Genomic DNA, 20515 nt, shown 5'->3' with positions numbered 1-20515 from the left:
TGGGTTTTGTGCCGTTTTAGGTGGGTTTTGTGTCATTTTCATATGCTTTTGTGCTATTTTTGAGGTGTTTTGTACAATTATCCATAAATTGTAATTAAATACAAAAAATACCTCTGTCCTTAAACAAAGAACAGAGGTATTTAGGTACGCCCTCGGCAGGAATCGAACGGAATCTTACGTGCTATCCGTTGCACTACATTTGCTCAATAGTCCATTGGCCATTGTTATATTAATGGTTTTGTTTGCTTGAGTGTTTTTCATTGCGTGTTATTCCTAAAAATTATGATACTGAAACTGTCCTTTATTGCAACCAATATTATACCTCATTGTTTTTTGTTAAATTCATTCGGTGTACCTTCTCAAAAATAATTGATAATTCATCAACTTAAAATACCTCAATTTTATCAATCATCATCGGGGGTGGATTTAGACGTTTTTAAATAAGGTATTGGCATTAGACAGCCTATATTGCGGTAAATCGCTGAGGAATGAAAACGATCATTACCTTACGGGGGTGAAGAAGGACAAGTGCAGCAAAAGTGAGGCTTCCTACCTTCTTTTTCACCCTCGTTTTGGTATGGTTTTTTTTAGTTTTCCCCAGCCTTTCCCATAAGTTTTGGTTGTTTCCAAATGTAATAAAGAATTGGAACCATCAAAACGTATATGACCGGAAAAACACTGAAGGAGACCGGTAATAACTCCTCTATGTTAAAGTAGTTCCTCATTGCCAAGAACAGGAATACCCCGACCATCCTGCCTGCACCGAGGGGGATTTCACGGATGATGATGTAATCCAATCTTCTTTCCTTGTAATGCGGATCCTTTTCGATTGATTCATATATCATGGCGTTCATTGATGTACCGAGCATGTTCATTGATATAGGGGAGATCAGTCCAAAAATAATCAGCGAAAGTAAGACAGGCTGCACTGACAGCAGCGCTGAACTTAATAGAAAGGTAATCGCCCCAATGGCAAAAATTTTGATGCGGTCTTTTGCCGATGTGAATTTTGCCAGCAGATAAAAAGCTAGAATTGACATGATTTGCGCACCTGTATTGTAAATACCCAGATTCAATTCACCGCCGGCAATCTTAAAGGTCATCATTGTTATCAAAAAGGTTGTAAAGGCTCCCGAGACAATTCCATCCGCGAACATGATGGAATACATCTTCCTCCACTCCGGAGATGGGTGCCTGATCACATCCCAAAAGTGGCTTTTCGGTGCGATCCCGATACCTTTCACCTTCAGTGAAACGAGGAAAGCTAAAAAGATAAAGACGCTGGTGGCTATGAACAAAACATAATAGCCGACCATGCCTTCGAACCTTGAGATAATAATGCCCGAGACAAGCGGGGCAATTATTCCGCCAATCGTATAAAGGATTCCCTCTATATATAAAAATTTGTCCCGGTCTTTATTCGTGGTCAAATCGAGAACCGCCAAATGCATGCCAACATAATAAAGGCTCATGGCAAGTCCGTTTGAAATCCCCAGCATAAGAATATGCTTATTCAGGGTTGCATGGAAAACAAGCATGATAAGATAAGTAAACAGGTAAAACAGGAAACCGATTCTCATGGTAATCATCGGGCTCGTTTTCCTAGCCAGCCAAGCGCATAAACCGAAGCTAATCAAAATGGCCAAAGACCAATATAAACTGTAGTAGGCGAGCAATGAATATGTTTTGTCCAGCCTCCAAAGGAACACGTTTTGGAAAATGCCCGACAGCGAAGTGCCAAAGGAAAACAAGGCATTCATGACCATATAAAACTTCAATTCGGCCGAAAAAGTCTTAAAGATAGCAAACATCTGTTAATCTCCCTTAAAAAATGAGGGCCGCATGTTATGCAGCCCCCGTTGTTAGTACGTTACTACGGCTTTTAAAACACTCAGCTTTGGATAGTCAGCCATAATGCCAGGCAGTTCTTCCATATTAACCCGATGCGAAATAAGGCTTTTGACATCTACAGCTTTTTTGGCAATCAATGAAATGGCTTCTTCATGGGTGTATGGATTTACGAATGAGCCTTTTATGATTAATTCCTTTGAAAAAATTTCAAAAGGGGAGACCGAAATCGAAGTTTCAGGCGAGGAAACGCCAAACAGCAATACCTGTCCGCCTTTCGCCGCCGCAGCAAAAGCAAACTGCATGCTCTCCTTCCTGCCTACACATTCAAGGACAACATCCGCTTCAATGTGCAGCGCATCCATCGGATTGACCACTTTGTCGGCACCGAGCTTATAAAGCCTGGATTTTTTGTTTTCCGCTGGCTCACTGACTGTGATGGACTCGACATTCTGCCCCTTTACCAGTTGAAGGAATAGCTGACCTATGAACCCCCCGCCGATGATCAGCACCCTGCTTAATGGGGAAAGCTGAAGTTTCCTGAAACCGTGCAGTACACAGCCCAGTGGCTCAACAAGGGCAGCCTCCTCAAAGGTAATGGAATCAGGGATGCGATAACAATTCGCCTCCGGTGCGGTACAATACTCACCCATGCCGCCATCCCTCGTGACACCTACAGCCTGGAGGTTTTCGCACAAATGTGCCCGATTGCTCCGGCAATATTTACAGGTCCCGCAGTAGATATTAGGGTCGACTGATACGCGGTCGCCTTCTTTCAGGTTTGTTACGCCTTCGCCCACTTTCACGACCTCCCCTGCCAATTCATGGCCCAGGACGATTGGGAAGCTAACCGCTGCCGAACCCGGATGGCCATGGTAAATATGCTGGTCGGTTCCGCAGATTCCACAGCTCCTCACTTTAATCAATACTTCCTGCCGGGATGGTTCGGGCATGGGGACATTGACCACACCCAACGCTTTTATGCTTTGTAAAACAGCTGCTTTCATGATACATGAACCTCTCCACTATTGATTTTTTCTTCACTTTTAAGCAAAATCATTGTTTCATTGGGCATAACCTCTAACCTGTTTCCATTTATAAGAGATGTTCTCTTATTGGAAAGCAGCAGGGCATATCTGTCAGTTTGAACATCGATAGTTTTGTCTTCACTGGAGAAGTTTAGGGCAACCAGCACCCTTTCCTGCCCTGCACTTCGAGTGAAGAAAATCATGTCGTCCTGCTTTTGCAAAATTTCATACTCTCCGCTTTGCAATGACCGATGGTGTTTACGAAGCTTGAGTAAAGAATGATAGAAAGAAAGCATGGAATCAGGATCATTCATCTGGTTTTCTACATTTACCGTTACACTGTTACTTGGAATGGTAATCCACGGCTCCGATTCAGAAAATCCAGCATACAGCGAGGAGTCCCACTGCATCGGAGTCCGCGACTTATCCCGGCAGCCTTCAACAGCCTTTTTAAACGCCTCTTCGCGCGGCAATCCATCATTCATTGACTTTTCATACACGAGCTTTCCCTGGACATCCCGCATAGCATCAAGTGTTGCAGGAAGCCAGTCCTGCATGCCGATAACATCTCCCTGGTAAATGAAAGGAACTCCTTTTGCCGTTAGCATGAGCGCCGCAAACAGCTTGGCCCGTTCATTGTCGCCTCCAAAGCGTGAAATAAAGCGGGGCATATCATGGCTTGAAAAGAAAAGAGTTGCATTTTGGTCAAGGCCATATGCTTCTTCCGTAGCAAGCAACTCACTGTATAGCTGCTCCACATCAAATGTGCCGATGCTCCCTATATTGAAGTTAAAGGCTACATCAAGCTTACCCGTACCTAAATAGTTTTTCAGGATGTCTATCTCCTCAGAACCGACTTCACCGACTATGAATTTGTCCGGGTATTGGTGGATCACTTCGGAAATTTCACGAATTACCGAAGTGATGCCTTCCTGGTCTTTATCATGGAGATGGATTTGTTCTTTTTTGTCATGGTCGTAAGGATTATTCGGAAATGAATCTTGTACTTTCAGGAAATTTATGACGTCCAGGCGGAATCCATCAACGCCTTTTTCCAGCCAAAACCTCATCACATTGAACATCACCTGTCTGAGCTCGGGGTTGGCCCAGTTCAGGTAAACCTGTTCCTTCGCAAAAGCGTGATAATAATATTGGTCTGTCGCTTCATCAAATTCCCAGGCCGGCCCGCTAAAGAATGATTCCCAATTGTTAGGCTGGTCCTTCCAAATATACCAATCGCGTTTTGGGTTATCCCTGGAGGACCTTGATTCCTTGAACCATTGGTGTTCTGAGGAAGTATGGTTTAAGACCAGGTCGGCAATGACCCTGATCCCGCGCTTGTGAGCTTCAATAAGAAAACTCTCGAACTCTTCCATTGTTCCGTAGGAAGGATCGATTCCGAAATAATCCGAAATGTCATAGCCGTTATCGACTTTAGGTGATGGATAAAACGGAGTAAGCCAAAGACCGTCAATCCCTAGTTCCTTCAGATAATCAAGCTTCGAGGTGATGCCGGAAAAATCCCCAACCCCATCCCCGTTGCCATCTTTAAAGCTTGGGACATATATTTCATAAAAAACTGCCTTCTTCCACCACGCATGGTTCATAATTGGTCTCACCTCCAACGTTACAAATAAGTTACACAAACTAATAGTAACTATATTTTCACATTACAAATTTTCATAGCCAACATATTTTTCAGAGTTCATATTTACTAGATTATTAGAATTAACAAGGAAGGTAAGCGAAAGAAACAAGTAACGTTACTTTAAATATCATAATCCTTATACATATCCTCAATTACGTTATTTTTTTGCCATTTCACAAATAATCTTTACATCACCAGCGGGTATCACGATTGTTCCTGAACTTACATATCCTTGTTCATACACGTCATATAATGTAGTATTTTCATTCAAGGTTACCTCTTTAGGTTCCGCCATAGGATTATAAAACAAGTAAAAAGCCGGTTTTCCCGGATTGAGAAAGTCCGTTTTTGAAAGATTAAGCTTCAGGATGAAAGGCTGCCCGGAAGGCTCGACTAGTGCGGCCCACCATAAAGTCAACGCGCCGCCATAAACGGACTTATGTGTATGAAAATCCCCGAATGCATATGGTTTTTGACCGGCTTTGTCACAATGCAAGGTTTCATACGGGACATCCGGCGGCAGTTCTGGCCGGCTTTGCGCCTCTGGTCTTAAAAGATCTCCAAAAAACAACCTCCCGTTTACAGCCGCATGAAGGGCATATTTTGCAATCAGCCTTCCTATGTCTTTACTGACGTAGGAAACGACAGGCAGCAAAAAAGGCAAAAGAATGAAACTTTCAAGGCTGTAGGCTGTTTGGGAAGCTTCCTCTCGGGAATATCCCCTCCATCCCCTCATTAGGCCGTTTACTTCAGCATCTCCCCATTTTCCTGTATGCATCGGCCCTTGCTCACTGTCAAAAGTAAAGCCAATGATTTTAGCCAAATCGAATGAAAAGCCCATACTGTTTAATTTTGCTGCAGCTTGGCATGCCATGGCACCACTTGGGATTTCATACCATGGGTTATTTTTGAAAGATTGATAATACCCCATTGCTTTTACCGCTTCGTTTAAATACTTAGAGTCCTTGAACTGTTCATAACCAACAAGCATTAAATACGAATAGGCGCCGATTGTATCAGGCTGCCTGTAGGAATCCTTGTTTGTAAACGGGGCTTCAGCAGCAAAATCGAATCCCTGGTCATTAAAGTCATAGTTATTCGCTTTTGCAATACGCAAAAGTGTTTCCAAGCTTTGCTTCATCATATTTACATAATCCAGAGTTGAAGGATGCGATTTCCTTATTATTTCGAAGGCATAACAGTTTACCAGCATCAAATACCAATATTCCTCACGACGATTGCCGGGGTGGTTCATGAATATTGCATTTTCCAAAGAAAAATAAGTACCAAGGGTAGGCAGGAAATTAGCGGCTGATTCCCCACGCAGGATTTTGCCTAAAATAATCCCGCCAAATGTGATCAGTTCATGGCCGCCATCTTCAACGAACGCGCCAAATCGATGAAAACCCTCTTTGTCCGTAAACCTTACCCCGTTCTTCTCATCCATTATGTACGTATCAAACCGGTCTGCAATCATACTCCAATTCAATGGAACATGCCGCGGAACATCCGGGAATAACTTCAATTCTGACATAGCTGATTGGTCTGCCATTGTAATCCCCCTTTATTAAAATAATTATCGGTATGGCACCCCGGTTTACCATTACACTATAGGTAATGTCGGAGCTTTGCTGTGATGGCATTTATAATTATTGTCCGCCCAAAACAAACAAAACCCGCAGACAATAACGGTCAGGCGAGTTTTGTTACTGGAAGGTTCTGAAGCAGTTACTCTAAATAAGTCAGTGATTCCAGGATTTCTTTAAGACTTAACTCAGCGCATGCCATAGATGTATCCGCTGCACCGTAATACAGCTTGACAACATCCCCTTCAACTAAAGCACCACAAGTAAATACAACTCCGCCAAAGAAACCAGTCTCCTCATACTCAGCTTCCGGCTCAAGAATAGGTTCACTGGATCTTGCGATTACTTTTGCCGGGTCGTTCAAATCAAGGAGTACAGCTCCCAAACAATAGCGGTGATCTGATGTAGCCCCGTGATAGATCTCCAACCATCCCTTATCCGTTTTGAATGGCACTGCTCCGCCGCCAATCCGCCCGGAGTCCCACATTCCTTCTCTTAATCCCATTAAGTGTTTATGATTTCCCCAATGTAATAGATTTGTTGATTCTGAAATCCAGATTTCGGGGTTGCCGATACTCTTTAACGTTGGGCGGTGCATTGCATAGTATTTTCCATTAATCTTTTCCGGGAAAATTAACGCATCCTTATTTTCCGGTGCAAAAATCATTCCATGATGCTCATAACTGACAAAATCCTTTGTCGAGACCATTGACTCCCCAACACCAACCGGAGAAACCGCTGTAAAGTAGATATAGTATACATCTTCAATTTGCGTAATTCTTGCATCTTCCAAACCAAACGTTTCTAATTCGGTTGAAGGATAAATGAATGGTTTTTCATCAATTGTGAAATGATGGCCGTCTTTACTTCTGGCAATCCGTAAGTAAGATAGTGAGGTTAAATGGCTAAAACCGGCTGAACTGTCTACTTCACGAAAGAACCGCGAGTCTGAGAAATCATATGTGGGATCATGTAAATCAAACTCAACAATTTCCAGTTCTTTTGTTTTTGGATTATAAATCGGAGACTTTACAACCGCAGGGTCTCTGCTTATTGGCCTCTCAGCCACACGAAGCAGCATGATTACTTCATCATTAAATTTTGCAATTCCAGCATTAAAAGCACCGATGACCTCAAAGCCAGGATGAAACGGCTTCACATCGGCCGGTGTCACCAATGGGTTTTCCTCATATCTGTAAACTTTCATATTATTCTCCTTCTATCATCAAAAATTAATGGACTTCAAATTCATTGATGAAATGATAAACAGCCCCAATTAAATTCGAATCATTATAAAAACGGCATGTATTCAGATTAATTTTAATACTGCTCATGCCTACTTCTCTTCTAATCTCTTCATATCTATTCTTTAAGTCTTCTATCAGTCTTTTGTTTGTCGAGATGGCTCCACCGACAAGCACAATTTCAGGGTCATACATATGAACAGCATTGTAAAATAAGATTGCCAAATCATTAATGAAATTTTCGTATTCTGCCAAAACGAGAGGATGATCAAGGTACTGAAAAACTTCCAATCCGTTTTTTACCGGCACAATGGGGCTGATACGGTCTACTAGCGCCTTGGTTGAGGTAAATTCACTTTCGTAATAAAATTTCCCGTCAATATTTCTAATCAAATATCCAAGTTCAGAACCATACAGGTTCGCCCCGCGGAAAATTTTATTATTCATAACCAATGTTGACCCAATTCCGGTACCTATAACAATATTTAAAAAATCCTTGTACCCTCTTGCATTCCCAATCCACATTTCGGCAAGGGTTGCACAATTGGCGTCATTCTCAATGCTGCAGCTAACCCCCAATTCACGTTCGAGTCTCGTTACCCAATTCCCTTCTTTAATGCAGGGAACCGATACCGAACCTGAAATTGTTTTGGTTTGCCTGTCAATTGTCCCAGGAGACGAGATACCTATTTTCCTGCAGCCGCTTTTTAAAATTAACGTGCGGATTCCTTCATAAAAACCTGCAAAATCTGTTCCGTTGACTGCCAGTTTCCCCTTCTCATAGATTGTGCCATTCCGGTCCAGAATTCCCCATTTAATACAGCTTCCGCCAATATCTATCGCCAAATAATTGGAATTCACCGTAACCCCTCTTTCCATGCCACTATACATAACTAGGCCCAATGAAAAATTTATTTACGGCTAAGTCACGATAAAAAAAGGCGTTCTTTTTCAATTTCTTTTCTCTGGTTTGCAGGTTTAGTGAAACCAATCCATACCGATTTTTGAAAGTGTTCTTCCAGCTAAAACAATCTATAAAAGTCCATAAATGGTACCCGAAACAGTTGCTGCCTTCTTCGACTGCTTTTGCCAGATAATATAGATGTTCTTTTATAAACTCGGTCCGGTAGTCATCCTGAATCATGCCATCCTTTAGGAACTTTTCTTCATTTTCGACACCCATGCCGTTTTCTGACAAGTACCACTTTATGTTTCCGTACTCATTTTGGATTGTTTTTGCAATGTCATAAACAACTCTCGGTTCAATTGCCCAACCGCGATATTCGTTGATTCTTACACCTTCAGGAATATAGGTTTCAAAATAATACCAAGGGTAAAATCCGCTTTCACGATAATCGCCCTGTTTTCTCACATAAACTGGCTGATAGTAATTAATCCCCACAAAATCAATCGGATGAAATTCAGTAATGGGCTGAATGTCCATTTCATGTTTCTTAAGAATCTCTAGGTAATCCTTGTTGTATTCATGTTTGATACAAGGATCCAGGAATATTTTATTGATGAAAACATCGTAAACCAGTCCAGCGTACTGATCCTCTTTTGAGCAAATGATCGGCGGTAAAAGATCCAGGACAATCCCAATCTCTTTGCAATAATTCTTTTTATAGAAACTTACTGCCAGCATGTGTGCTTTCAAGATGTTATTGTTTGCTGTCACATATGCCTGCGTACCTTTATGGCACGGATAAATATCATTGTAAAAATAGGCGCTCCGAGTAAATGCAATCGGCTCATTGAAGGTAATCCATTTATCGACGAACTCATCAAACAATTGAAAGCATGCTTTGGCGAATTCAACATATAAGTCCACCACTTTATCGCTTAACCAGCCGCCATATTCATCTTCCAAAACAAACGGCAAATCAAAATGAAACAAATTCACATACAAGTCAATATTGGCCTCTTTTATCGCTTTAAAATAATTCCGATAAAAAGAAACGCCATCCTCATTTATCGAAAGCGTAAGAGGGTCCTTAAAAATACGGCTCCATTGAATTGACGTCCGGAACGAATTCAACCTGCATTCTTTCATCAATTCAACATCTTGCATGTACTCATAATAGGTATTGCAGGCAGGATTATTTCCGACTTGATTATGAAAAACCTCTGGCTGCGTTCTATACCAATAATCCCAAATAGATTCAACCTTTTTGTCACTGGCTCCCTCAGTTTGCGGACCGCTTGTCGCAGCGCCAAAACTGAACTCCCAAGGAAACTGAATCTTCACAATCCCGCAACCCCCAAAATATTTATATTTGCCTTTTCACAAGCAACAAACGTACCCTTCATCAAAAAAACCACGAGCCCTCAGATATCCCCTTCCAAACAAGCCAAAATCCTTTCATCACTGGGGGTATCATGCTCATGGTTTTTCATTAAATAATTGGACATTGCCATAGCCAAACTAATAACTTTACGGGAATGTACGTCATTTATACTTGCAATCCAGTGAGTAATCCGTCTTTAAAAGACAAGAATGTTAACGATCAAATAGTTCTTTTACAATTACATAGAACACGTTCCAGCAGAACACATAGGTCGCTTTCGTTGAACGTTCGATGCCGGCCATATTCAAATGTTCATGACTGAAAGGTTCATCCTTGAAGAAGTTGAATTCCTGGTATACCCTGTTTTCAAATCGTGCCCGGGCATCCTTCCAACCATGCACATACCCTGCGTAATAGGCGCAGATTTCCTCTCTCATCCAGCTGCCACCATTGTAATAATAGCCAGGTTCAAACCATTCCCACTCATTCCAATGGTGGTAACTTCCGTCGAAGGTCCCTTTTTCAACATCAGCAATTAAGCGGCCAATGCCATTGACATGGGGAAGTTTATCAAGCGTATTGATGACGATTTCATCTGTTAGCATTTTTTCTCCAAATAGCCATAGGGAGACGAACTCAGGCAGCAGGTCGCAATACGTGACGACCTTTGGAAAAGCCCTGTCGCTGATGATGTATCCGAGTTCAGGGTCATAATAAGCCCGGTAATAGTCCACAGCATTCTTAATCAGATCGTCAGGAACTTCATACCCCAACTCTTTGATTACTTTTAACGTTACAGCATACATTCCTTGATTTACGGCCAGCCGGTTCGAAGGATTGCCACGGAAGTCAATCACATCATTCTGGCCTAGCACAAATTCCGCAAAGCATTCACCTGTTTTTTGCTTATCAAAATTGAATACGTAATCAACCAGCCGATTAAGTTTCTCTTTTGCGATACCGCAGTAGCCTCTTCTTTTGTTCAAAAGATGCCACCACAGTAGCTCCATGGCTGCTTCGTTATTTTTCTTTTCCACACTTCCCATATCAGGCGTAATGATTGTACCGATTACACCGTTTGGGCCCTGTGTGTTTAAAAACTCTGATAAAAACACTTCATTCAGTCGTTGATCATTCAGTGAAACAATGGTCCAAAACGTGTCCCTTGCATACATGTCAGGAGAATAGTTAACATTCGGGACACAGAGATTGTCATCCAGAATGTTTACGAACACAGAGGCATAAAATAATTTCTCATACTCGTTTGTCTCATCAAATTCCACAAAATCAATCAAATGATTGAAGTGAATTTGTGGATAATATCTGTTATTTCTTTTGTTATTTTCAAAGTCGGCTTCCACAATCAGAATCTCATTTTCATAAGGTTCGGCTTGTTTTAACGTAATATGATTTCCCATTTTCGGTTCAATCTTTTCGAAGGAGACATTGGCCTCTTCTGACGAAAAATTGAATATGTACTGATTCGTTGAACCGATTTGGAAGAAATCCGCTAATTTGGAATGCGGCTTTACCGTCATGTACTGAAGTTCGTAAATTTCATTCTTAACATCGTTTAACTCAAATGAGATTTCATCATCTGTATTGTTCTCGACAACAATCCGATAAAAGCCTGAATCAATCCTGCAAAACTTATTAAGTTCGAATTGTACGTCTTCGAGCTTTTTATAATTGACAAAATCATAGCTGTAACCATAGTTCAGGCTGACTTCGTTTCCGGAAAGCCTGATCAATTCCAGGTCCTTAAAAACGCTTCTCTTTGTAAAGCCCCCGCGATTATATGGATTCCTTTTCCTCGATACGCGTGTGAATCTATTTTTATAGGGAATTCCTGGGAAAACCAGTGTATTTACACTATCGTGATTCCCTATATAGAAAAATTCATCAGTTACAATGCCGTTTGTAAATTTATCGGTATTAAATGTGAAAAATTCTTCATTTTTAAAGGAAATACGATGTGAAAAAGAAACATTCACCTTTTGGATACAATTTTGCACAAGGATGAACGAAATCTTTGAAACTCCATCTACAGTGTTGATGTGATACCGATAATCAATATTCAGCTGCAGGCATTCCGAAAAATACGTACCGCTTTGCAACTGATGGATAACAAAGCTTTCATTATACGCATGATCCAGGGTAGAGATGTTTACAACTGTCTCAAAACTACTAGTAATATTCCGCATGATGGCCCCTATCTCCATGAAGTTCTAAATTATCCTTTTATTCCTTCTGACTTCGAGGTATCAAGAATGTATTTCTGAGTAAACAAGAATACAATCAATACCGGCAAAGTAATAAGAATGGTCGAAGCCATTTTTACGCCAAGTTCAATCGGCGGTGACATAGTTGCGCTATTTAACGCTGCCAATGATTGCTGCAGCGTGAATTTATTCGAATCCGTCAACCAGATCAGCGGCCCGAGCAAGTCGTTCCATGTCCCCTGGAAAGACCATATACCAACCACAATCAGCGCCGGCTTACTGACCGGAAGAAAAATCTTGTACCATATTTCAAAATCCGAGAACCCGTCAACCCTTGCAGATGACACTAGTTCCCTTGGAATGGCAATGAAGTACATCGTCAAAAAGAAAATATATTCGGATGCACCAAACATTGAAGGCACAATCATAGGTAGATACGTGTTGATCCAGCCGATTTTTGAATAGACAACATACATTGGAATCATGGTGATTTCAAAAGGAATCATCAGCGATGCCAATAGGATCAAGAAAATGACCTGCTTGTATTTAAAATTAAACCTTGCAAACCCATATGCGACAAATGCGGACGAAAACACGCCAAATACCACGGCTGGGATTGCGACTGTCAGTGTATTTTTAAATCCCTGAAAAAAATTCAGCTGGTCAACGGCAACCTTGTAATTATGCCAGTCCCAATCCGCTATACTTCCCTTTGGCAATAATGTAAAGGTGGTAGAAATGTTTTCAGCCTGTGGTTTAAGGGATGAAAACAATGTCCAGGCAAAAGGTACTGCCAATAACATAGCTACGAATATAAGCAGGAGATATGTAACTGTTTTGCCCCCATATTTTTTAAAATAAAACTTATGCTTTTCTGACATGCTTCTTCACCTTCTTTTTCTTCATTCCAGAATAATACTCCCAGAAAGGTGTTCTTTTATAGACAATTAACATTAAGGACATAACGATGACGAACAAGATCCAGGCTAATGCAACAGCGTAGCCCATTCTGAAATTGCCAAATGCCTGCTGATAAAAATAGACCATATAGAATTTCCCGGAATCCCCTGCTCCGCCTAACACATAAGCGTCCGAGAATTTTCTGAATCCGCCAATAATCGCCATGATAAAGTTATAGATTAGGATAGGCCGCATCAAAGGAATTGTTACCTTGAATAGCCTTTCAAAGTATCCCATTCCGAGAATTCTTGAAGATTCTATTAATGACCGCGGTACTTCCTTTATTGCAACCAGGTATGTCAGGAATCCGGAGAAAGCTCCCCAAACCGCCATGATTATATAGGAAGGTACTACTAATTTAGGGTCGAATAACCATGCGCCATGGAATCCGAATACGCCAATGATCATGTTCAATAAACCTCCATGAGGAGAGAAAATCCAGCCCCACATAACAGCAATTGCTACGCCAGACGCCAAGGTAGGAACGTAGTTCAAGCCCCTGAAAATACTGACACCTTTTACATTGGAATTCAAGATTAAGGCCGATGTCAGGGAAGCTGCCATTCCAAGCGGAACTGCCCATATGACAAATCTCACTGTAACAGAAAGCGAATTCCAAAAATCGCTTGATTGAAAAGCGGTAACATAATTCCGAAAGCCAATAAACCCTTCATTTGGGCCTACCAATCCCCAGTCAGTAAGGGACATGTAAAAACTATAAATTGAAGGAAGCAATGCAAATATCGTAAAGCCAAAAAGCCAAGGCAAAACGAAGCCGATCCCTTTGTACTTTTTTCTTTTTTGTATTCTCTTAATCTCTTTGGCATCCAAATTTTTCTACCACCTTAAACCCGTCGTCGTGCTTGCAGTTCTATATCTTATTAACACAAGTGTCCGAGCATATGCTGTTTTTTGAAGTATCCCCAAAGTTTTCTTCAAACTTTGGGGATAAGATCACTATTTTTCACTTTTGCTTATTTCACTTTTGCCATGGCATTTTCAACCAGTTTGTGCACATTAACCTTTTTGCCTGTAACTGCAGCACTAAGAATTTGGCTGTAAATTTGCTCCCATTGTGCAGTTTGGACAGCAGCAGTATTCTTGCCATAGTTATCGATACGAGCAATTTTCATTGATTCATTTAATGCTCCAGCCATATCAGCTTTCTGTGGTGAATTCTTTTTCAGGTAATCAGTATAATCCGCATAACTAAGTTGTGTAATATCTTTTACAGGAGGAACTGATTTCCATTTCCAGAATTCCTGAGTCAGATCACTCATAGCATTAAAAGCAACTTCCGGATTTTTACAATCTTTTGTAATAACAGTAGATGCAGACCAGTTGAAAGTAGCCGGGGTTCCACCGTTTGGTGCTACAGCATAGCCAACTTTAAACGGAACTGGCTTGCCAGAAATCAATTCCATATTATCTGCTACTCCTCCAAAAACGAACGCAGTATTTCCTTGCTGGAATGTTTCACCATAACCAACTTTGTTTACAACATCCTGATTTGGAGAAATTGGGTCATTCACAACAAAGTCAGTCAATTTCTGGATACCGGCAATGGATTGAGGTGAATCAAACGCAACCGTTCCATCTTTCTTTTGAATTTCTCCGCCATAAGACCAAATGAAGTTTTCCATGGCCGGAGAACCATTAATGACGGTACCGTACTTGCCGTTTTTAATATCAGTGTACTTTTTAGCCATTGTTTGGAATTGATCCCAAGTAATATATTTCCCTTGTGCAGTCGCTTCCAATGTAGCCTGGTCAGCAGCATCAACAATGTTTTTGTTGTAGTACATGATTACTGGGTTCGCAATCCAAGGTAATCCGTAGGTTTTTCCGTTATCGGTTACAGCACCCATCAATTGATCGTTAATCCCAATTTTGGAGATATCGGAATTTTTATAGTACTTGTCAATAGGAGTTAATGCGCCATTCAAAATAAATGGCTTGATTTGCTCCTGGGACATCCACAATAAATCAGGGGCATTACCTGCTGATAATTGGGTTTGTACCTTCATATAGTAGTTATCCGGAATGGAAACAAGTGTTACTTGATAAGAATCTTTGTGGGCTTTATTTACCTTGTCAACAATGGACTGCATTTGTTTTAACTCATCGCCACCAGCCCAAGTAGCCATTTTTAATTTGACAACGCCATTACTTTTAGTTGAACTTGAGTTATTAGAAGAACATCCCATCAATATCATTGAAGACATAACAAATAGGATAGAGCAAATTGCTATGATCTTTTTCACGTGATTAATCCCCTTTTATGGATTTTTATTTGGATGATGATTAACGCACTTCCTATCAATATGGCGAGCATTTCTATAAGGCTAGAATCCTTAATAATGAATGAGCCATACGAATAAAAAAGAGCGCTTACAAACATTGCGGCAATGCAAAACTTGAATTTTACGCTGCGTTTAAAATAGCTATAACCTTGGGTGATACCAGATCTAAACAGCAAATATTCGTACATTGTAATAATAAGATATAAAACTCCAAACACGACGGTATACTTTAGTATCGAACTGATCAAAACATAAAAAATTAAAGTAGGAGTTAAATATGAAGAATATCTGTAAACAAGGTAGTTCGTATAAACATCATCCCTGTTTTCAGCTTTTATTTCTGCATAAGTCTTCTTGGTCTTGTAACCATTTACAAAAATAGTGAAATCATTTTTCGAAAAGTTAATTCCATTTTTCATTTTTGGAGCATAATCAACGCCAGCCAAAAAATCTGTTCCAGGTATCTTATAAACACCCGGCTCAGTTCCAATCATCTTCTTGTTTTCAAAAATGATTTGGAATTGTTTTAAGACATGTTGTTGATTTAATGAAACGTCCAAATAATTCGCCAAGAAGATTAGTGTTATTCCCATTATCAACAGAAATATCTGCACACTTTTTCTATAAATAATTCTAGTTGACATTAATATTCTTCTCGCTTACAGGATCAAAGAACAAGCATTTTTTGGTATCAATCTGAATATAGTAAACCTCTTCATCACCTTCAAAATCAGAAGTCCTTACAACGAAGTTTATTTCGTGGCCTGCAAGTTTCCCATTTACTATAGTCGTGTTCCCCAGCATTTCCTTGCTCTTTACCTGAACCTCAAGGAATCCTTCCCTGGTGTTTTTGGAATATTCAACATCATCTGGCCTGAAACATAAGATTACTTCTTCTTGTTTCAGGATATTATCTTTATTGCTATGCTCAAGCTTAATCGAAGAATCATCCGATAACACAAGCGTTGCATCCGGTTTCACTTTAACGGATATTGTGTTTATTTCCGGGTTGCCAATGAATTGGGCGACAAAAAGGTTGTATGGGTTATAAAAAATATTTTTCGGAGTATCAATTTGCTGTACAACCCCATCCTTTAAAACAACGATCCGGTCAGCCATCGTCATTGCTTCAACCTGATCATGTGTTACATAGAAGAAAGTTTTCTTCAGTTCCCTGTGCATTGAAATAATTTCGTTACGGGTAGAATGTCGTAATTTCGCATCTAAATTACTAAGAGGCTCATCAAAAATATAGACCAGAGGGTCACGGATGATTGCCCTTGCCAAAGCTACACGCTGCTGCTGCCCGCCGCTTAAATCTTTCGGGTACTTATCAAGTATTGTTGTAATATGTAACTTTTCTGCAACAATATCTGTTTTTTTCCGAACTTCGCTTTTTGGCAGCTTCGCATTTTTCAGTCCAACTTCAATGTTTTTGCGGACAGAAAAATGAGGATATAAGGCGTAGTTCTGAAACACCATTGCAATATTGCGGTCCTTCGGTTCTTTATAATTTGCCAGTTCGCCGGAAATATAAATTTCACCAGAATGGACATCTTCAAGGCCGGACAGCACCTTTAATGTAGTACTTTTGCCGCAGCCTGAAGGGCCGACAAATACGATAAATTCACCATCTTCGATTTCAATATTCATATCTTTGATTGTTAAATCATCGTTGTTCTTGTATTTAACGCACAGGTTTTTAAACTCAATCAATTTCCCCATTATTTTCCCTCATATTCCAAGAACGGGTCCTGAATTTTTACACAGTGGACTTCACAGTCTCCAACCCCTGTATACAATTCAGCTGTTCCATCTTCATTTCTAACAATGCCTCCGGAGAACATTACATCGTATAAATCGGGACGTTTCGACTCTCCCTCATCTAAATATTCCCTCATGCAGATAATCTTCATATCTGTATATTCCGCTGTTTCTGGGTCAAAGCAGAAGGTTGTCGGATAGTAATGACGGCCGCCATTTTCATCAAACTTTGCAATATGGCCAAGCACACCAACTTTGCCATTCTTCAGAACCATTGCCTGATTACTACCAACCCACTCTTCACTAATGCAAAGATCTAACAATGGCGCTTCTTCAATTTTTTCAACCGTAATATCAGCCAGGTTATCAGCAAAATAATAGCCTATTCTTCCCCTGCCGCCTTTTTCACCCTGGGGCCGAGTCAGCACAAGAATTTTATTATTTACTTCGCAAATACGGATGTCTTTCATTCCGTTTGGCCCGTATACCAAATGTTCCAACCCATCGATATCATTTCCAACCAATTTTTCAGCTCGCCACCATAAAGCATCAGGAATATCAGGATGGTCAAACACCTGAGTGCCGCCAAGGACTAATTTGCCCCCAATAAGTGTGAAATATGGATCCTGCAAGTCAAAAGTTGGCAGATTATCAATCAATTTCCATGTATCTTCATTGATTTGTTCAAAAAACATAACCTTGGATTTCTCGGTGTCTCGTTTTTCAACACGACCGGCCAAGACCTTTTTACCGTTATCCAAAAACGGACTAGTAGGATTGTAAACATCGTACCCGTTCACGCCGGTGAACTTTAGCTTGTATGTAGCAAGGATGTTTTCCCCACTATATTCGTTTACTAATTGATCAACAGTTTTTACCATTGAATTCCTCCGTTGCGTTCTGACATCACACATACATGAAAACAAACCACTGGAAACACGATTTGCAGCACCTTTTTTGATTCAGTATTTGTCATGTATGTATTTCAAAAAAGTAACGTTTCAATCTTGAAAAATATAACGTTACTTAATTACAAAAATATTATTGCATCCGCTTTCAGTAATGTCAATATCTTTTTTTGTAATAGAGTATTGACCCTATTAAATCAAAGGAATCCTTAATTAAGGATGGATTTAAAACTTTTTATTGTAAAAGTGTTTTTGTAACGTTACAATAAACTTGATTCATAAGTATTCAATATATATAGAAAAATAAAGGGACGGCGAAATAAATGAAAAACGGGAAGGTAACAATGCAGGATATTGCAGATGCCTTAGGCATCACAAAGAATACTGTCTCCCGGGCCCTTACAGGCAAACAGGGAGTCAGCAAGCAGACAGAAAAGATTATCAGGCAAAAGGCAGAGGAGCTTGGATACAAATACTCAAGGAATACAGCAAGTAAAAAACAGCCGGCTTTTCCTATCAAAAATATTGCTTTGATTGCATCTGATTACGTCTTTTCTCTTAAAAACTTTTTTGGGGAAATATATTTAAGTATTGAAAAAGAGTTAAAAGCCCGCGACATTAACTTCTATACCGAATCCATAAATCACGAAGCAATAGAAAACTTTGTCATGCCTTCCGTTTTAAATAACCATGACATTGACGGTCTGTTAATCTTGTCCCACATAAATACTGATTACACTCAGAAAGTAATTGAATTAGGGATTCCAACCGTTCTTATTGATCATCATGAACCTCTATTAAAATCTGACTCTGTATTAACGAATAACAGACTCGGAGCTTACGAGGCTGTTGAACATTTAATCAGCCTTGGGCACAGGGAGATTGGATTCATAGGAAACGTGGATTATTCCCCTAGTTACCGGGAACGGCTGGAGGGTTATGAACTGGCATTAAAAAGGTACAACCTAAACGTAAAGAAAGAATTCGTGTATACCAATGTATCTGAAACCATCGAAAATTTACACGCGTTCATAAATGGACTGGACAATTTACCTACAGCTTTCTTTTGCGCAAATGATCAATTAGGTTTTTTGACAACGTATTCATTGCAGCTACAGTCACTCTCCGTGCCGGACGATGTTTCCGTAATCAGCTTTGACAACGGCCATATGTCACAAGTTGCGGTTCCGAAGATTTCCTCAGTTGATATTGATCTAAAATACTTTGGCAAAAAAGCAGTAGAACAACTATGCTGGAGAATTGGAAATAAAAATGAACCCATTCAAGAAATTCTCCTTCCTACAAAGCTAATCATGCGCGAATCTACAGCGCATGCTTCTAAACAAAATGCAAAGGTGCAGTAGAAAATTTTGGAAACGCATTTTGTGCAATGGCAATGGATATGTAGAAAGCCGGAGCAGTGGAAACAGGTTAAATACAGGGAAAAAAAGATATGTCCTAAAATGGGGCAATGTTTTATGAAATTTTATGCTTATAATTGGTACTGGGTATTTTTATAGTTGATGACGCTGCAATCTTCGCCAATCTTCCAAATGCCTCCCATTGTGCGTTATTCGTTGCGTGGCACACGAAACCAAAAAAGCACCGAAACAAAAAAGTTCCTATGTTTGTACAAAACTCTACAAACATAGGAACTCATTGATTTTCAGTACGCCCTCGGCAGGAATCGAACCCACATCTCAAGAACCGGAATCTTACGTGCTATCCGTTGCACCACGAGGGCAAATATATTAACGACTTACATATTATATGCCATTACTATGTATTTTGCAAGTAATGAATGGGTTTAAAAATATGTGAAGTGGGTATGATGAATTAGGGAAAGCTGTCGAACAAATTTAAGTCAAACCGTTTGACCTTTATTGACCATCCAGTGTATGATAACAATACATAATATTTTTTACCTTTCTATTCAAAAGGAGGAAGAAACATGAATTTAATCCCTACAGTAATTGAACAAACAAACCGTGGCGAAAGAGCATATGATATTTACTCACGCCTACTAAAAGATCGGATTATTATGCTTGGAAGCGCGATCGATGATCATGTAGCTAACAGCATTGTTGCCCAATTATTATTCCTTGAAGCTGAAAATCCTGAAAAGGATATTACCCTTTATATCAACAGCCCAGGCGGAAGCATCACAGCTGGTATGGCTATTTATGACACAATGCAATACATTAAAGCAGATGTTTCAACTGTATGTATCGGTATGGCTGCATCTATGGGTGCATTCCTTCTTGCAGCAGGTGCAAACGGCAAACGTTTTGCCCTTCCAAATGCGGAAGTCATGATTCATCAACCACTTGGCGGTGCTCAAGGTCAGGCAACTGAAATTGAAATCGCAGCAAAACGCATCCTTTTCCTTCGTGAAAAATTAAATGGCATTTTAGCAGAGCGCACTGGCCAGCCTCTTGAAATCATTCAAAAAGATACAGACCGTGATAACTTCATGACTGCTGAAAGAGCAAAAGAATACGGTCTAATTGACAGCATCATTTCTCGTAAGCCAACTGATGCTGCAGAAAAGAAATAAATCCCTAAGCAATCGGTGCAATGCCGGTTGCTTTTTTATATATTTGTAACTGTTTTGACTATGTAGCAGTTCCTATCATACCAATTCTCTTTCTAACATTACTTCGGTCACGCAGACTCCTCCTACGTTACCCTTTTCTCTTTCCAACACCCACTTCGG

16 protein-coding genes and 1 tRNA gene are annotated in these 20515 nt (G+C 40.2%); 2 read left to right on the top strand and 15 right to left on the bottom strand.

Annotation, left to right across the window (positions count from 1 at the left end; genetic code table 11):
• Positions 1-587: 587 nt before the first annotated feature.
• The 14 genes from ABES03_RS04790 to ABES03_RS04725 all read right to left on the bottom strand — a co-directional run bounded on the left by ABES03_RS04790 (position 588) and on the right by ABES03_RS04725 (position 17772).
• Complete coding sequence (locus ABES03_RS04790; RefSeq protein ID WP_430115629.1) at positions 588-1811, bottom strand: MFS transporter; 1224 nt, start codon at positions 1809-1811, stop codon at positions 588-590.
• Positions 1812-1862: 51 nt separating this feature from the next.
• Entirely contained in the window at positions 1863-2855 is a 993-nt protein-coding gene (locus tag ABES03_RS04785; RefSeq protein WP_430115627.1) for a zinc-dependent alcohol dehydrogenase family protein, read from the bottom strand.
• Positions 2852-4483 carry a glycoside hydrolase family 13 protein gene (locus ABES03_RS04780; protein WP_430115625.1) on the bottom strand — a complete coding sequence of 544 codons (1632 nt, stop codon included), beginning with the start codon at positions 4481-4483 and terminating at the stop codon, positions 2852-2854. The genes ABES03_RS04785 and ABES03_RS04780 overlap by 4 nt, the downstream gene beginning before the upstream one ends.
• 198 nt (positions 4484-4681) lie before the next feature.
• Positions 4682-6076 carry a hypothetical protein gene (locus ABES03_RS04775; protein WP_430115624.1) on the bottom strand — a complete coding sequence of 465 codons (1395 nt, stop codon included), beginning with the start codon at positions 6074-6076 and terminating at the stop codon, positions 4682-4684.
• Positions 6077-6252: 176 nt separating this feature from the next.
• Positions 6253-7317 (bottom strand): BtaManbiosPhlase, encoded by a 1065-nt coding sequence (locus ABES03_RS04770; RefSeq protein ID WP_335532900.1) that lies wholly within the window; start codon positions 7315-7317, stop codon positions 6253-6255.
• A 25-nt stretch (positions 7318-7342) separates the two neighbouring features.
• The gene (locus ABES03_RS04765) at positions 7343-8215 is read right to left on the bottom strand and encodes an ROK family protein (protein WP_430115622.1); all 873 of its coding nucleotides are present in this window, start codon (positions 8213-8215) and stop codon (positions 7343-7345) included.
• Positions 8216-8237: 22 nt separating this feature from the next.
• The gene (locus tag ABES03_RS04760; RefSeq protein ID WP_430115621.1) at positions 8238-9602 is read right to left on the bottom strand and encodes a glycoside hydrolase family 1 protein; all 1365 of its coding nucleotides are present in this window, start codon (positions 9600-9602) and stop codon (positions 8238-8240) included.
• 252 nt (positions 9603-9854) lie between these two features.
• A complete protein-coding gene (locus ABES03_RS04755) occupies positions 9855-11846 on the bottom strand; it encodes a hypothetical protein (protein WP_430115620.1) in 1992 nt (663 codons plus the stop codon).
• A gap of 29 nt (positions 11847-11875) precedes the next feature.
• Positions 11876-12745 carry a carbohydrate ABC transporter permease gene (locus tag ABES03_RS04750; protein ID WP_335532907.1) on the bottom strand — a complete coding sequence of 290 codons (870 nt, stop codon included), beginning with the start codon at positions 12743-12745 and terminating at the stop codon, positions 11876-11878.
• Complete coding sequence (locus tag ABES03_RS04745) at positions 12729-13655, bottom strand: carbohydrate ABC transporter permease (RefSeq protein WP_430115617.1); 927 nt, start codon at positions 13653-13655, stop codon at positions 12729-12731. Before ABES03_RS04745 ends, ABES03_RS04750 begins: the two co-directional genes overlap by 17 nt.
• A gap of 143 nt (positions 13656-13798) precedes the next feature.
• Positions 13799-15088, bottom strand: a complete 1290-nt coding sequence (locus ABES03_RS04740) for an ABC transporter substrate-binding protein (RefSeq protein ID WP_430115616.1) — start codon at positions 15086-15088, stop codon at positions 13799-13801.
• On the bottom strand, positions 15085-15771 hold the full coding sequence (locus ABES03_RS04735) for a hypothetical protein (protein ID WP_430115615.1): 687 nt from the start codon (positions 15769-15771) through the stop codon (positions 15085-15087). The genes ABES03_RS04740 and ABES03_RS04735 overlap by 4 nt, the downstream gene beginning before the upstream one ends.
• Positions 15761-16852 carry an ABC transporter ATP-binding protein gene (locus ABES03_RS04730; RefSeq protein ID WP_430115613.1) on the bottom strand — a complete coding sequence of 364 codons (1092 nt, stop codon included), beginning with the start codon at positions 16850-16852 and terminating at the stop codon, positions 15761-15763. The genes ABES03_RS04735 and ABES03_RS04730 overlap by 11 nt, the downstream gene beginning before the upstream one ends.
• Positions 16852-17772 carry a DUF1861 family protein gene (locus tag ABES03_RS04725; RefSeq protein ID WP_430115611.1) on the bottom strand — a complete coding sequence of 307 codons (921 nt, stop codon included), beginning with the start codon at positions 17770-17772 and terminating at the stop codon, positions 16852-16854. The genes ABES03_RS04730 and ABES03_RS04725 overlap by 1 nt, the downstream gene beginning before the upstream one ends.
• Positions 17773-18122: 350 nt before the next feature.
• On the opposite strand from ABES03_RS04725, the gene ABES03_RS04720 reads away from it, so the two are divergent.
• A complete protein-coding gene (locus ABES03_RS04720) occupies positions 18123-19163 on the top strand; it encodes a LacI family DNA-binding transcriptional regulator (RefSeq protein ID WP_430115609.1) in 1041 nt (346 codons plus the stop codon).
• Positions 19164-19471: 308 nt separating this feature from the next.
• Here the strand turns inward: ABES03_RS04720 and ABES03_RS04715 are convergent.
• Positions 19472-19543 (bottom strand) — tRNA-Arg (locus ABES03_RS04715).
• Between the two features lie 207 nt (positions 19544-19750).
• Between ABES03_RS04715 and clpP the strand changes: the two genes are divergently transcribed.
• The gene (gene clpP, locus ABES03_RS04710) at positions 19751-20356 is read left to right on the top strand and encodes an ATP-dependent Clp endopeptidase proteolytic subunit ClpP (protein ID WP_430115608.1); all 606 of its coding nucleotides are present in this window, start codon (positions 19751-19753) and stop codon (positions 20354-20356) included.
• Positions 20357-20515: the final 159 nt, after the last annotated feature.

The organism is Neobacillus rhizosphaerae, assembly GCF_050477885.1.
Lineage (GTDB): Bacteria > Bacillota > Bacilli > Bacillales > Cytobacillaceae > Neobacillus > Neobacillus rhizosphaerae_A.
This window is presented reverse-complemented; position numbering and strand designations above follow the sequence as displayed.